The organism is Enterobacter cloacae complex sp. IR5450 (genome assembly GCF_049238665.1).
GTDB lineage: Bacteria > Pseudomonadota > Gammaproteobacteria > Enterobacterales > Enterobacteriaceae > Enterobacter > Enterobacter hormaechei_C.
In genome coordinates this window covers 84,717-99,227 of the sequence record NZ_JBMKIC010000005.1, presented here as the reverse complement: position 1 = coordinate 99,227, position 14,511 = coordinate 84,717, and the positions used below count along the sequence as shown (strand labels likewise).

General features: G+C 55.3%; 11 protein-coding genes. 6 read left to right on the top strand and 5 right to left on the bottom strand.

Annotation, left to right across the window (positions count from 1 at the left end; genetic code table 11):
- Nucleotides 1-82: 82 nt before the first annotated feature.
- The 3 genes from uraA to ACOTYB_RS06450 all read right to left on the bottom strand — a co-directional run bounded on the left by uraA (nt 83) and on the right by ACOTYB_RS06450 (nt 3,729).
- Nucleotides 83-1,372 carry a uracil permease gene (gene uraA, locus ACOTYB_RS06460; protein WP_003860558.1) on the bottom strand — a complete coding sequence of 430 codons (1,290 nt, stop codon included), beginning with the start codon at nt 1,370-1,372 and terminating at the stop codon, nt 83-85.
- Between the two features lie 82 nt (nt 1,373-1,454).
- Nucleotides 1,455-2,081 (bottom strand): uracil phosphoribosyltransferase, encoded by a 627-nt coding sequence (gene upp, locus ACOTYB_RS06455; protein WP_003860560.1) that lies wholly within the window; start codon nt 2,079-2,081, stop codon nt 1,455-1,457.
- Between the two features lie 217 nt (nt 2,082-2,298).
- Nucleotides 2,299-3,729: a 6-phospho-beta-glucosidase gene (locus ACOTYB_RS06450; protein ID WP_220153274.1), complete on the bottom strand. Its 1,431-nt coding sequence runs from the start codon at nt 3,727-3,729 to the stop codon at nt 2,299-2,301.
- 266 nt (nt 3,730-3,995) lie between these two features.
- Here ACOTYB_RS06450 and purM point away from each other — a divergent pair, with 266 nt between their 5' ends.
- The 4 genes from purM (at nt 3,996) to ppx (ending at nt 9,502) form a co-directional block, all read left to right on the top strand.
- Complete coding sequence (purM, locus tag ACOTYB_RS06445; protein ID WP_003860563.1) at nt 3,996-5,033, top strand: phosphoribosylformylglycinamidine cyclo-ligase; 1,038 nt, start codon at nt 3,996-3,998, stop codon at nt 5,031-5,033.
- A complete protein-coding gene (gene purN, locus ACOTYB_RS06440; protein ID WP_003860566.1) occupies nt 5,030-5,671 on the top strand; it encodes a phosphoribosylglycinamide formyltransferase in 642 nt (213 codons plus the stop codon). The genes purM and purN overlap by 4 nt, the downstream gene beginning before the upstream one ends.
- 228 nt (nt 5,672-5,899) lie before the next feature.
- Entirely contained in the window at nt 5,900-7,960 is a 2,061-nt protein-coding gene (gene ppk1, locus ACOTYB_RS06435; RefSeq protein WP_022651559.1) for a polyphosphate kinase 1, read from the top strand.
- 3 nt (nt 7,961-7,963) lie between these two features.
- A complete protein-coding gene (gene ppx, locus ACOTYB_RS06430; protein ID WP_220153276.1) occupies nt 7,964-9,502 on the top strand; it encodes an exopolyphosphatase in 1,539 nt (512 codons plus the stop codon).
- A gap of 4 nt (nt 9,503-9,506) precedes the next feature.
- Here the strand turns inward: ppx and ACOTYB_RS06425 are convergent, their stop codons facing one another.
- Complete coding sequence (locus ACOTYB_RS06425) at nt 9,507-11,747, bottom strand: EAL domain-containing protein (protein ID WP_003860572.1); 2,241 nt, start codon at nt 11,745-11,747, stop codon at nt 9,507-9,509.
- A 368-nt stretch (nt 11,748-12,115) separates the two neighbouring features.
- Here ACOTYB_RS06425 and ACOTYB_RS06420 point away from each other — a divergent pair, with 368 nt between their 5' ends.
- Complete coding sequence (locus ACOTYB_RS06420) at nt 12,116-12,286, top strand: YfgG family protein (RefSeq protein ID WP_032659730.1); 171 nt, start codon at nt 12,116-12,118, stop codon at nt 12,284-12,286.
- On the opposite strand, the gene ACOTYB_RS06415 is transcribed toward ACOTYB_RS06420, so the two are convergent.
- Nucleotides 12,283-13,173, bottom strand: a complete 891-nt coding sequence (locus tag ACOTYB_RS06415; protein ID WP_047055427.1) for a LysR family transcriptional regulator — start codon at nt 13,171-13,173, stop codon at nt 12,283-12,285. The genes ACOTYB_RS06420 and ACOTYB_RS06415 overlap by 4 nt on opposite strands.
- Before the next feature lie 97 nt (nt 13,174-13,270).
- Here ACOTYB_RS06415 and ACOTYB_RS06410 point away from each other — a divergent pair, with 97 nt between their 5' ends.
- Complete coding sequence (locus ACOTYB_RS06410; protein ID WP_421765778.1) at nt 13,271-14,500, top strand: MFS transporter; 1,230 nt, start codon at nt 13,271-13,273, stop codon at nt 14,498-14,500.
- The last annotated feature ends 11 nt before the right edge of the window (nt 14,501-14,511 follow it).

Sequence of the window (14,511 nt, the reverse complement as noted above, 5' to 3'; positions counted from 1 at the left end):
GAGATCTTACATAAAATCGGAATGGAGTTTAACACGGAACCTGCAAGGAGAGAACCGGGCGATCCTTCGCCCGGCATGACGATCAATGTGGCGCTTTTTCGCTGTCGTCCGCGTCCAGCACCACCTCTTCCGGGCGGATCACCGAGATCAGCTTGAAAATCAGGCTCAGGCCGACGCCGACGATGGTCGCCAGCGCCATCCCCTTCAGCTCTGCCGCGCCGATGTGCACCTTCGCGCCGCTCACGCCGATAATCAGGATAACGGAGGTCAGGATCAGGTTCTGCGCCTTGCTGTAATCCACTTTGGATTCAATCAGCACGCGAATACCGGAGGCACCGATCACCCCGTACAGCAGCAGAGAAACGCCACCCATCACCGGCACCGGGATAATCTGGATCGCTGCCGCCAGTTTACCAACGCAGGAGAGCAGAATGGCGATGATCGCCGCGCCGCCGATAACCCAGGTGCTGTAGACGCGGGTGATCGCCATTACGCCGATATTCTCACCGTAAGTCGTGTTTGGCGTGGAGCCGAAGAAACCAGAGATGATGGTGGAGAAACCGTTGGCAAACATGGAGCGATGCAGGCCCGGGTCGCGGATCAGGTCGCGCTTCACGATGTTCGCCGTCACCACCAGGTGGCCGACGTGCTCAGCAATCACCACCAGCGCAGCAGGAAGAATGGTGAAAATGGCGAACCATTCAAAGCGCGGGGTGTAGAAGGTTGGCAGCGCGAACCAGTGCGCCTCGGCAATCGGGGTGGTATCCACAACGCCCATCACGAAGGAGAGCGCGTAACCCGCCAGCACGCCGATCAGGATCGGGATAATCGCCATAAAGCCGCGGAAGAGGACGGAACCGAATACCGTCACGCCCAGCGTCACCAGCGAAATAATAATGGTTTTAGAATCCGGTGACTGACCGTCCGCAGGCAGCAGCCCAGCCATGTTCGCCGCGACACCCGCCAGCTCCAGGCCGATGACGGCAACGATGGCCCCCATTGCCGCAGGCGGGAACATCACGTCCAGCCAGCCGGTACCGGCTTTCTTCACGATGAAGGAGACCAGGCAGAACAGCACGCCGCACATGATGAAGCCGCCCAGCGCGACCTCATAACCCAGCGGCAGCAACAGCAGTACCGGGGAGATAAACGCGAAGCTCGACCCGAGATAGGCCGGGATTTTGCCTTTACAGATGAAGAGGTAAAGCAGCGTACCGATGCCGTTAAACAGCAGCACGGTAGCCGGGTTAATGTGAAACAGGATTGGCACCAGCACGGTTGCGCCAAACATGGCGAACAGGTGCTGCAAACTAAGCGGGATTGTCTGTAAAAGCGGCGGTCTTTCACTCACCCCGATAGCACGGCGCGTCATAGTGTTTTCCTCTGAGTGTCATTGTTGGTTTTTATTCAAAAAAAAGCCGACTATCAAAGTCGGCTTCTTTATCGTTATTCGATTATTTAGTACCAAAAATCTTATCGCCGGCATCGCCGAGCCCCGGGATGATGTACCCGTGCTCGTTCAGTCCCTGGTCGACAGACGCGGTATAGAGTTCAACGTCCGGGTGCGCTTTTTCCAGCGCCGCGATACCTTCCGGCGCCGCAACCAGCACCAGCACTTTGATGCTGCTGCATCCCGCTTTTTTCAGCAGGTCGATGGTGGCGATCATCGAACCGCCGGTCGCCAGCATCGGGTCAACCACCAGCGCCATACGCTCGTCGATGTTAGAGACCAGCTTCTGGAAGTACGGGACCGGCTCAAGCGTCTCTTCGTTACGGTAGATACCCACCACGCTGATACGCGCGCTTGGGACGTGCTCCAGCACGCCTTCCATCATGCCCAGACCCGCACGCAGGATTGGCACCACGGTAATTTTTTTACCTTTGATCTGCTCAACCTGTACCGGACCGTTCCAGCCTTCGATGGTCACTTTTTCCGTTTCCAGATCAGAGGTCGCTTCGTAGGTCAGCAGGCTACCCACTTCAGAAGCCAGTTCGCGAAAACGCTTCGTGCTGATGTCATGCTCACGCATCAGGCCCAACTTGTGTTTAACGAGTGGGTGTTTCACTTCCACAATCTTCATTCTCTTTCTCCTCTGAGGTGGCATCCGCAAAAAAAATCGCGGGATTATACCGCTTTTTTCGGATTGCGCCATACCCATCTTGCTTGACATACATCAATCAAAAACAAAAAAGCCGGAGGCGAGGCTCCGGCTTGGGGGCGGGATTCTGCCGGGTGGCGCTAACGCTTACCCGGCCTGGACATCCCGTAGGCCCGGTAAGCGCAGCGCCACCGGGCAATTATAGCTGCTCTCCGTTGCTGGCAATCACCTGCTTATACCAGTCGAACGATTTCTTCTTGCTGCGGTTCAGCGTACCGTTACCTTCGTTATCTTTATCGACAAAGATAAAGCCGTAGCGTTTCTTCATCTCGCCGGTGCCGGCAGAGACCAGGTCGATACAGCCCCACGGCGTGTAGCCCATCAGATCCACGCCGTCTTCCACCACCGCTTTTTTCATCTCGCGGATGTGGGCGGAAAGGTAGTCGATGCGGTACTGGTCCTTCACCGTGCCGTCGCTCTCCTGCACGTCGATCGCGCCAAAACCGTTTTCCACAATAAACAGCGGCAGCTGATAGTGATCCCAGAACCAGTTCAGGGAGTAGCGCAGCCCGACAGGATCGATCTGCCAGCCCCAGTCCGATTTCTGCACGTACGGGTTAGAAACCAGGCTCTTGCTCTCGTCGTAATCCAGCGTCGGATTATCCGCCGTCGCTTTGGTAGCGAAAGACATGTAGTAGCTGAACCCGATGTAATCCACGCAGCCCTGCGTCAGCGCCACTTTATCTTCTTCGGTAATATCCAGCGCGAAGCCGCGACGTTCAAAGTAGTTGAGCAGATGCTGCGGATACTTGCCGCGCACGTGAACGTCGGTGAACCAGTAGCGGCGATGCATGGCGTTCATCGCCATCATCATGTCGTCCGGGGCACAGGTCAGCGGATAGATGGGGCACATGGCAATCATGCAGCCGATTTGCAGTGACGGGTTGATCTCGCGCCCCGCCTTCACCGCCAGAGCACTGGCCACCAGCTCATAGTGCGCCGCCTGGAACATCACCGGCTCGCGATCTTCTCCCGGCGCATATTTCAGCCCGGAGTTGGTAAACGGCGCAAAGTCTTCGTGGAAGTTGGCCTGGTTGTTGATCTCGTTAAAGGTCATCCAGTACTTCACTTTATGCTGGTAGCGCTCAAAAACGACCTTCGCGAAGCGGACAAAGAAGTCGATCAGCTTACGGTTGCGCCAGCCGCCGTATTCCGTCACCAGGTGGAAAGGCATCTCGAAGTGGGAAAGCGTGATCACCGGCTCGATGCCGTGCTTCAGGCACTCGTCGAACAGATCGTCATAGAATTGGAGTCCCGCTTCGTTCGGCTCCAGCTCGTCGCCTTTCGGGAAGATACGCGTCCAGGCGATGGAGGTGCGAAAGCATTTGAACCCCATTTCGGCAAAGAGTTTGATGTCTTCTTTATAGCGGTGATAGAAGTCGATGGCTTCGTGGTTTGGGTAATTTTTCCCCTCCATCACGCCGTTGGTGATTTCACGCGGTACCCCATGGGCACCTGCCGTCATGACATCGGCAACGCTCACGCCCTTGCCGCCCTCTTTCCAGCCGCCTTCAAGCTGGTGCGCCGCAACGGCCCCACCCCACAGAAAACCTGCTTTAAATCCTGACATTCGCTATCCCTCATTCTGCGTTATTTTCTGCAAAAACAGTTACAGAAACCGGTTTCAGTTTGATGATGTGCAAAGGGGATTGCCGTTGCAAGCAGATCGCCGAAACCGGTTTCATTTTCGTGAACAGAGTCAAGTTTGTTGCCCTGTACAGGCCGCACAGAAAAAAAGAGCCCCACGCCGAGAATAGGCTCGCAAACGTTTGCCTGGACTGTTAGAATTGCGCCGATTTTTCTTACTAGCTATGCAATCGCGTGGGGATTTAAGCCGTGACCAACAAAACTTCTCTCAGCTACAAAGATGCCGGTGTTGATATTGACGCAGGTAATGCGCTGGTTGACCGAATCAAAGGTGTGGTGAAAAAAACCCGCCGCCCGGAAGTGATGGGTGGCCTGGGTGGATTCGGCGCACTGTGCGCGCTGCCGCAAAAATATCGTGAACCTGTGCTGGTCTCGGGTACGGATGGTGTCGGTACAAAACTGCGCCTGGCGATGGATCTTAAGCGTCACGATACGATTGGTATCGATCTGGTGGCGATGTGCGTCAACGACCTGGTGGTACAGGGCGCTGAGCCGCTGTTCTTCCTGGATTACTACGCGACCGGCAAGCTGGACGTGGATACCGCAGCCAGCGTCATTAACGGTATCGCCGAAGGCTGCCTGCAATCCGGCTGTGCGCTGGTCGGCGGTGAAACCGCAGAAATGCCTGGCATGTATCACGGTGAAGATTATGACGTCGCAGGCTTCTGCGTCGGCGTGGTAGAAAAATCAGAAATTATCGACGGCAGCAAAGTGGCTGACGGCGATGTGCTGGTTGCGCTGGCCTCCAGCGGTCCGCACTCCAACGGCTACTCTCTGGTGCGTAAGATCCTCGAAGTGAGCGGTTGCGACCCGCTGACCACCGAGCTGGACGGCAAACCGCTGGCCGATCACCTGCTGGCCCCGACCCGCATCTACGTGAAAAACGTGCTGGAGCTGATTGAGAACGTTGACGTGCACGCCATCGCTCACCTTACCGGCGGCGGCTTCTGGGAAAACATTCCGCGCGTGCTGCCGGATAATACCCAGGCGGTGATCGACGCCTCCTCATGGCAGTGGCCGTCCGTCTTCAACTGGCTGCAAACCGCAGGCAACGTGAGCGAGCATGAAATGTACCGCACCTTTAACTGCGGCGTGGGCATGGTTATCGCCCTGCCCGCCAGCGAAGCGGATAAAGCGATTAAGCTGCTGACAGAAAAAGGTGAAAACGCGTGGAAAATCGGTACGATTAAAGCTTCCGATTCCGAACAGCGTGTGGTCATTGAATGAAAAACATCGTGGTGCTCATTTCCGGCAACGGAAGCAATTTGCAGGCAATCATAGACGCCTGCAAACAGAAGAAAATCAATGGCACCATTCGGGCAGTATTCAGCAACAAGGCCGATGCATTCGGCCTTGAGCGCGCGCGGGAAGCGAACATTCCTGCGCACGCGCTGGAAGCCAGCCAGTTCGCCGGGCGTGAAGCCTTTGACCGTGAGCTGGTGCAGGAGATTGACGCCTACGCGCCTGACGTGGTGGTGCTGGCAGGCTACATGCGCATCCTGAGCCCGGCTTTTGTTGCACACTACGCCGGACGACTGCTCAATATCCACCCTTCCCTGCTACCAAAATACCCCGGTCTGCACACCCATCGTCAGGTGCTGGAGAACGGCGATGAGGAGCATGGTACCTCCGTGCATTTCGTTACCGACGAGCTGGACGGCGGTCCGGTCATTTTGCAGGCAAAAGTACCGGTCTTTGACGGTGACAACGAAGACGACGTGACCGAACGTGTACAGGCTCAGGAACACGCCATTTATCCGCTGGTGGTAAGCTGGTTTGTTGACGGCCGTCTTGAGATGCGCGACGGCGCAGCCTGGCTGGACGGAGTGAAGTTGCCCCCGCAGGGTTATGCTGCCGAAGAGTAGTCTGTTTGAATTGCCCGGCGGCGCTTCGCTTGCACGGGCCTACGGTCCCGTAGGTCGTGGTAAGCGCAGCGCCACCCGACATCCCCTCCCCCAACCCTCTAAATTCCCCAATAAAAAAATAACTGTCATACTTTTCTGGCACTGTTGGACATATCGTGGAAATGCTCGCCATAATAAGGACGAGACGGATTTACCACGTCCTGTGATTGAACTGGAGTGTGAGCTGTAATGGGTCAGGAAAAGTTATACATCGAGAAAGAGCTAAGCTGGTTAGCATTCAACGAACGTGTACTTCAGGAAGCGGCCGATAAAACCAACCCGCTGATTGAACGTATGCGTTTTTTAGGCATCTATTCCAACAATCTGGATGAGTTCTACAAGGTTCGCTTCGCCGAACTGAAACGCCGAATCATCATCAGCGAAGAACAGGGCTTAAACTCCCACTCGCGACATCTGCTTGGAAAAATCCAGTCTCGCGTCATGAAAGCCGATCAGGAATTTGATGGCCTCTATAACGAGCTGCTGCTGGAAATGGCACGCAACCAAATCTTCCTGATCAACGAACGCCAGCTCTCCGCGAATCAGCAAAACTGGCTGCGCCACTATTTTAAACATTATCTGCGCCAGCATATCACCCCGATTCTGATCAACCGTGAAACCGATCTGGTGCAGTTCCTGAAAGATGACTACACCTATCTGGCGGTAGAAATCATTCGTGGTGAGACCATTAACTACGCGCTGCTGGAAATACCGTCTGATAAAGTCCCACGCTTTGTAAACCTGCCGCCGGAAACCCCGCGCCGACGTAAACCGATGATCCTGCTGGATAACATCCTGCGCTACTGCCTGGACGATATCTTCAAAGGCTTCTTCGATTACGACGCGCTCAACGCCTACTCTATGAAGATGACCCGTGACGCCGAGTACGATCTGGTGCATGAGATGGAAGCCAGCCTGATGGAGCTGATGTCTTCCAGCCTCAAGCAGCGCCTGACGGCGGAGCCGGTGCGGTTTGTCTATCAGCGTGATATGCCGGACGCAATGGTGGAGATGCTGCGCGATAAGCTGACCATCTCCCGCTACGACTCCATTATTCCCGGCGGGCGTTACCACAACTTTAAAGATTTCATTGGCTTCCCGAACGTCGGCAAAGCCAATCTGGTGAACAAACCGCTGCCGCGCCTGCGCCATATCTGGTTCGATAAGTTCCGCAACGGGTTCGACGCCATCCGCGAACGGGATGTACTGCTCTACTATCCGTATCATACCTTTGAGCACGTGCTGGAATTGCTGCGTCAGGCCTCATTCGATCCGAACGTGCTGGCGATTAAAATCAATATTTATCGCGTGGCGAAAGATTCCCGCATCATCGATGCGATGATCCACGCGGCGCACAACGGCAAGAAAGTGACCGTGGTAGTTGAGCTCCAGGCTCGCTTCGACGAAGAGGCCAACATCCACTGGGCGCGCCGACTGACGGAAGCGGGCGTGCACGTCATCTTCTCCGCGCCGGGGCTGAAAATTCACGCCAAGCTGTTCCTGATCTCCCGTAAAGAGGGTGACGACGTGGTGCGCTACGCCCATATCGGTACCGGGAACTTTAACGAGAAAACCGCGAGAATCTACACCGACTATTCGCTGCTGACTGCCGATGCCCGCATCACCAACGAAGTGCGTCGGGTGTTCAACTTCATTGAGAACCCGTACCGCCCGGTGAGCTTCGATTATCTGCTGGTGTCACCGCAGAACTCACGGCGCCTGCTGTACGATATGATCGACAAAGAGATTGCCAATGCGCAGAACGGCTTGTCGTCCGGCATCACGCTGAAGCTTAACAATCTGGTGGACAAAGGGCTGGTGGACCGCCTGTACGCGGCCTCCAGCTCTGGCGTTCCGGTAAATCTGCTCATTCGCGGCATGTGCTCGCTCATTCCGGAACTGGAAGGCATTAGCGATAACATCCGCGTGATCAGCATTGTGGATCGCTATCTTGAACACGATCGCGTCTATATTTTCGATAACGCCGGTGATAAGCGCGTATACCTCTCGTCCGCCGACTGGATGACGCGTAACATTGATTACCGTATTGAAGTGGCGGCACCGCTGCTGGATCCTCGCCTGAAGCAGCGTATCCTGGACATTATCGAGATCCTGTTCAGCGATACGGTGAAAGCACGTTATATCGACAAAGAACTCAGTAATCGCTATGTACCGCGCGGCAATCGCCGTAAAGTGCGCTCGCAGCTGGCGATTTACGATTACATTAAATCACTTGAGCAACCCGATTAACCTATGCCAATAAACGATAATACCCCACGCCCGCAGGAGTTCGCTGCGGTCGATCTTGGCTCAAACAGTTTCCATATGGTCATCGCCCGCGAGGTGGATGGCGCGATGCAGATCATCGGTCGTCTGAAGCAGCGTGTGCATCTGGCCGATGGTCTCGACGCACGTAACATGCTGAGCGAAGAGGCTATGGAGCGCGGGCTGAACTGCCTGTCGCTGTTCGCAGAACGTCTGCAAGGCTTTTCACCGTCCAGCGTCTGCATCGTTGGAACGCATACGCTACGCCAGGCGCTGAACGCGCCGGAATTTCTTAAGCGCGCGGAAAAGGTTATCCCCTACCCGATTGAGATCATCTCCGGTAACGAAGAAGCGCGCCTGATTTTTATGGGCGTGGAGCATACGCAGCCGGAAAAAGGCCGCAAGCTGGTGATTGATATCGGCGGTGGCTCCACGGAACTGGTGATTGGCGAAGACTTCGAGCCGCGTCTGGTGGAAAGCCGCCGTATGGGCTGCGTCAGCTTCGCGCAGATGTATTTCCCGGGCGGCGTCATCACCCGCGAAAACTTCCAGCGCGCGCGCATGGCCGCCGTACAAAAACTGGAAAATCTGGCCTGGCAATACCGTATTCAGGGCTGGAACGTGGCGCTGGGCGCATCAGGGTCGATTAAAGCGGCCCATGAAGTGCTGCTGGCGATGGGTGAAAAAGACGGGTTTATTACGCCTAAGCGCCTGGTGAAACTCACCGAAGAGGTGCTTAAGCATAAGAGCTTCGACGCCCTGAGTTTGCCGGGTCTGTCCGACGAACGTAAAGCCGTGTTCGTACCGGGGCTGGCGATCCTCTGCGGCGTGTTTGACGCGCTGGCGATCAAAGAGCTGCGTCTCTCTGACGGCGCCCTGCGTGAAGGCGTGCTGTATGAGATGGAAGGACGTTTCCGTCATCAGGATATTCGCAGCCGTACCGCTCAGAGCCTGGCCAACCAGTACAACATCGACCGTGAACAGGCGAAGCGCGTTCTCGAAACCACGGTGCAGATGTACGAGCAGTGGGAGGAGCAAAATCCTAAGCTGGCGCATCCGCAGCTGGCCGCACTGTTAAAATGGGCCGCCATGCTGCACGAGGTGGGGCTGAACATTAACCACAGCGGAATGCATCGCCATTCAGCCTATATTCTGCAAAACAGCGATCTGCCTGGCTTCAACCAGGAGCAGCAAACCATGATGGCGACGCTGGTCCGCTATCACCGCAAAGCCATCAAGCTCGACGATCTGCCGCGCTTTACGTTGTTTAAGAAAAAGCAGTTCCTGCCGCTCATTCAGCTGTTGCGCCTGGGCGTATTGCTCAATAATCAGCGACAGGCGACCACCACGCCGCCGACGCTGAAGCTAAAAACGGATGACTATCACTGGACGCTGAGCTTCCCGCACGACTGGTTCAGCCAGAACGCGCTGGTACTGCTGGATCTGGAAAAAGAGCAGCAGTACTGGGAAGCGGTCACCGGCTGGCTGCTGAAGATTGAAGAAGAGAGTTCTGAGGCGGCAGCGTAACGGCTCAGGCGCTCTCCTGAGAAGGCTGCGTGTCGAGCAACGTATCAAGCTCAGCCGGCAACCCAATCAAATAACCCTGCACATAATCGATACCTAGCGCGTGCACCGCGCTACGTATCTCTTCTGTTTCCACATATTCCGCCACCACCAGCATTTTCTTCATCCGGGCCAGATGGCAAATAGAAGCCACAATCTGGTAATCCAGGCTGTTGCTGACAATATTGCGAATAAAACCGCCGTCGATTTTGAGGATGTCGGCGTCCACGCTTTTTAACCGCGCATAGCTGGCGTAGCCGGTGCCAAAATCATCAATGGCGATCCGGATGCCCATTTTTTGTAATTTCCTGAGGGTAGACGCCGCCAGATCCGCATGACCAAAGGCGCTGCTTTCGGTCACTTCAAAGATCAACTGCCATGCTTCAACGGCGTATTTAGCTAACAGGCGGCTCACTTCAAGCGGGAACTGCGCCCGGTAGACGGTAGAAGGTGCGAGGTTGATCGCAAAGCGCTGGCCCGGCAACCGCTGGCGGTGCTGTGCCAGGAAACTCAACGTACGCTCCAGTACCCATAAATCGACACGCGACGATAAACCAAATTCCTGTGCTATGGGCAGGAACTGTTCGGGAAAGATCAGCGCCCCATTATCATCACGCATTCGCAGCAGCACCTCGTGATAACAATCGCCGCGCAGCCCGCGAACGGGTTGAACCAGCAGGGTAAAAGCGTCCTGCTCCAGCGCGGCCTGTAAACGGCTCATCATCGCGACCTTATCTTTCAGGCTACGCTGCAAGTGAACAGCCCCGCGCTGCTGAAGATTTTCCGGGTGGTTGGTAGAAAGGGAGAGATCGGCCACGATGCCCAGCTCCCCCAGCACCAGATAGAGGTGATTGACGGGTGAGCGCACATAGCAATAGCTTATGCCGACCTGAGGCTGTACCGGCATACCATCCCAGACAAAAACGAACTGCTTGATATGCTCGTCCAGCGTCTCAATGCGCTGTTGATGCGACTCCGCATCCAGACGCACCGCCATGTCATACCCGGTGAGGTGATAGACTCGCTCATTGGGCTGAAGAGTGCCGTTTATCCATTGCGCCAGCTGCTGTTTATACTGGATCCGCAGCATCACGCCGTAATTGCGTCCCAGTACCTCCAGCTCGGGCACGCGCAGTAAACAGAGCGCTGACCACGGATGACTGGCCAGCTCGCGCGACAGCGCCCGCAGGTTGGGCATATGCACCACCGGATCGAGAAAAGCCTGACTGCGGGAGCGAATATTGATGGCGCGCTGGCGTGTCGCCAGCATCGACATGTACGTCACAACGAAGGAAAAGACCAGATAGCTGGATGAGGTGATCGCCAGCTGAATGCCATACCCCTCTTGTACCGGAATGTAGTGATAAAAAAAGTGAATCGACACCAGCAGGACCGGCGTCCAGATGAGTGACATCAGCTTGTAGCCAAAGCGCATCGCCCCCCAGAGCATCACGGGCATCAGCAGGGACAAGGTGTAGTTGGTACTGAAAATGGAACTGTTTGCATTCATGGGCAGCAGCAGCATGACCAGCAACCCGCCCAGGGCTAAAAACCACACCACAAACTCAACGGCCGTCACCTTTTTGTCTATTTGCGCGCGGAGCTGGGACATCAGTCCCTTGATATAGCGCGGATGCCGTATCAGGCGGATCAGCAGGTAGCTTAGCGGCACGCCCGTCAGCCCGCTCACCAGTAGCCCCTGATAGTTAATAAGTGTCCGAATATTGAGGGGATTTAGTCCCGCGAGGCTCTGGCGGCTCTCATAAATGCCGAGATAAACCGCAAACTGAAACAGCACCAGAAAAAGCGTTGCCGGACAAAACACCTGCCAGAAAATACGCTGCCCCATCAGACGTATGTCACCGTAAGCGGTCATATTGCGCCGGGGCGCAAATACGCGATAACCGCCCCAGCTGAGCACCAGAGGAACGATAAAATGCAGAATGCCAGCCACGGTTTCAAATAACCCAACGGAGGGGTAATAACGTAAAAATAGCGATACCACCACCCCGGGGAGGGCTTCCAGGCCAAAGAACAACATCAGCGCCAGCAGAAAAGAGAGCGGGAGATAATAGAGCGCAACGATACCGTCGCCCAGCTGCGTTAAGGTATTAGCCACACTTAGTACCGGGAGTAACACGACGGGTAAAATAAGAGGAAGTGCCCACCAGCGGTCTTTATTTTGCTTCAGGATGTGGTGAATATTCATAGATGCTCGTTTACAACCCTTGCGCTCCAGAGGGTAAAGGAAGACAGGCATCCAACCTGACGTACACGTTGCCCGGGAAATTCCTGGCAAGCACAGTGGAGGAGGGATTTTAAATATCAACGACGGGATGCGGTTGACCTAAATCAAATTAATTTATCTGAATAAACCTTTCTTACGTTTTTTTTGAATATTTTTCCTGTAATTATCAATGCGATAAATAAAAGCGTTGTTTTTAATAACATAAATTAATGTAAGCATTGACGGTATTTTACATTTCGCCGAATTGACCCAGACTTGCGGCTGTGCCTTAATAGCCGTATCGCCCAAAAGGGTATACTCAGGAAAAGAAAGTGAGTCAGGCTACGCGTATGCGAAAACGACATCGATTTAACACCCGGATGACCCGCATCATACTGCTCATCAGTTTCCTGTTTTTCTTTGGCCGCTTTGTTTATTCCTCCATTGGCGCCTGGTATCACCATCAGGACAAAATTCAGTCGCAGCAATCAAGCCTCGTAGTGGATTCGCCCGAGCGCTAACGTCCATGTTCACGCTGTAACAGCCGAATAATTACCGTCATCCCTTTGCTGAGGATCTTATCCTGACGCATCACTATCGCCAGTTGCCGGCGCAGAACGGGCGTTAACGATTGAACGCGTAATCCCTCCCGGTCGTCGGCATGCTCCACCGCCATTCGCGGCACAATACTGTAGCCCAGCCCTGCACGTACCATGCGTTTGATGGCCTCAATACTGCCAAGCTGCATAACCGGTGAGACGGCTAGTCCGCGGGCTTCAAACCAGCCGTCAATCAACGTTCGCGTACCGCTGCCCGACTCAAACGCAATGAGCGGCTGAGCGTATAAAGAGTCTGGCGTAAACTGCTCCCCTTCTTCCGGCTGAACCTGCGCGCCAATCCAGACAAACTCTTCCTGCATCGCGTGCATAATCGCCAACGTACGACCGCTCGCCGGTAGCGTGACCAGCCCCATATCCAGCCGATTCTCCTCAATCGCCCTGACGATATCTGGCGTATTTCCCGTCGTCACTCCGATCCGTAACAGGGGATACTCCTCACGAAGCTGCTGCAACAGTGCTGGAAGCAGATGAATACAGGCCGTCGCGCCCGTGCCGAGCGTGATGGTGCCGCTCACTTCCTGATTGAACGCGCTAACCGAACGAATTGTCTCCTCAACCGCCAGTTCAAGACGTTCACCGTGCACCCGTAGCGCCTCACCAGCAGCAGTGGCTTTGATTCCACGCCCCGTACGTTCGATCAGCCGCATCTGAAGAAACTGCTCCAGCTGGCGTATTTGCAGGCTGACGGCGGGCTGGGAAATACCCATTACATCTGCTGCCGCAGAAAAGCTGCCGCGTTGAACGACCAGACGAAAAGTGGCGAGGTGTCCCAGATTGAGCGTCGTCATGCAAAGTTTCTCTTATAGGGTGAATAAGGATACGGCTCTGCCAGCACAATACCGCGCCCTGTATGCTCGGGACAACTGCCTAACGGAATGAAAAATAATGGAAACACCTGCACTCCCTCGCCGTCTTGCGCTCACTGCGGGATGTAATCAACTCATTAACTGGGGGATCTCCTTTTACATGCCGGGAACCTTTGCTCATGCCATTACAGCAGACCGAAGCTGGTCGTCCCCCAAAATCTATCTTGGCCTGACGCTGGCCATGCTGGTTATGGCTATTGTCTCGCCGTTTGTCGCTCCTCTGCTGGCGCGTTTTGGTGGACAAAGGGTGGTAATGAGCGGGACCTTGCTGATCGCCGTAAGCTGTCTGTCAATGGCCTTTACGCCCACACTTTCAGGCTGGTATGGCGCCTGGTTGCTGACCGGCATCGGGATGCGCCTGTCGCTGTATGATGCGCTTTTCTCCGCTCTTGTGAACCTATACGGACCGCAGGCACGCAGGACAATCTCTCGTGTCACCCTGGCAGGCGGGCTGGCGTCCGCTGTCTTTTGGCCGCTGGGAGACGCCTTACTGAACGTGATGGGTTGGCAGGATGCGCTGAAGATCTACGCCCTGTTCGGTCTGCTCAGTGCCCTGCTTCTTCGGCGCTTCCCGCGCCAGCGCTTTACGGTCAAGCCCAAAGCATGTACGCAGGTTTCCCCTCATGACAGGCGTAATGGCTGGCTTTATGCAACCTTCATTGCTCTCATCACCTTCGTCTCTAACGGCACCTCTACACACCTTCCCGAATTTATCGCCAGCTTCGGCCTGCCGGTCGCCGTCGGCATGCTGTGGGGAATGGGGCAGACCGGTGCGCGCCTTATGGAGGTGCTGGCAGGGGCGCGCCTCACTCCGCTAAAACTGACGCTTTTCACTGCGCTCGCCATGCCGCTTTGTTTTCTCATCGGACTGAGCAGCGACATGCTGGCCTGGCGTGCCGCCGGATTTGTGTTCGGCTTTGGTGCCATTAACGGGCTGGTGACTATCGTCAAAGCGACGCTACCCCTGGAACTGTTTAGTACAGAGCGCTATGCCAGCCGCACGGGGCTGCTGCTTATTCCAGGCCAACTGATGGCAGCCGCCTCTCCGTTTGCGTATGCGTGGCTGAATAAGTCGCTGGGTATAACAGGCGGAATGTGGGTTTCCGCAGGACTGACGCTGGTCATTGCGGGGTTCGCAGTGGCGCTCGTGCGCAGCCCAGGCAAACAAACTGTATCGCACTGTATCCCGAGCGCTACGCTGACAAACCGGTACAAAACGCCCGCAGAAGCAAACATCCCCGATACATAAAAATGGTCTTC

Coding starts and splice junctions, on each gene's coding strand:
- ppx (WP_220153276.1), top strand. CDS start 7,964: ATGCCAATAAACGATAATACCCCACGCCCGCAGGAGTTCGCTGCGGTC.
- ACOTYB_RS06420 (WP_032659730.1), top strand. CDS start 12,116: ATGCGAAAACGACATCGATTTAACACCCGGATGACCCGCATCATACTG.
- uraA (WP_003860558.1), bottom strand. CDS start 1,372: ATGACGCGCCGTGCTATCGGGGTGAGTGAAAGACCGCCGCTTTTACAG.
- ACOTYB_RS06425 (WP_003860572.1), bottom strand. CDS start 11,747: ATGAATATTCACCACATCCTGAAGCAAAATAAAGACCGCTGGTGGGCA.
- ACOTYB_RS06450 (WP_220153274.1), bottom strand. CDS start 3,729: ATGTCAGGATTTAAAGCAGGTTTTCTGTGGGGTGGGGCCGTTGCGGCG.
- purN (WP_003860566.1), top strand. CDS start 5,030: ATGAAAAACATCGTGGTGCTCATTTCCGGCAACGGAAGCAATTTGCAG.
- ACOTYB_RS06415 (WP_047055427.1), bottom strand. CDS start 13,173: ATGACGACGCTCAATCTGGGACACCTCGCCACTTTTCGTCTGGTCGTT.
- ppk1 (WP_022651559.1), top strand. CDS start 5,900: ATGGGTCAGGAAAAGTTATACATCGAGAAAGAGCTAAGCTGGTTAGCA.
- upp (WP_003860560.1), bottom strand. CDS start 2,081: ATGAAGATTGTGGAAGTGAAACACCCACTCGTTAAACACAAGTTGGGC.
- ACOTYB_RS06410 (WP_421765778.1), top strand. CDS start 13,271: ATGGAAACACCTGCACTCCCTCGCCGTCTTGCGCTCACTGCGGGATGT.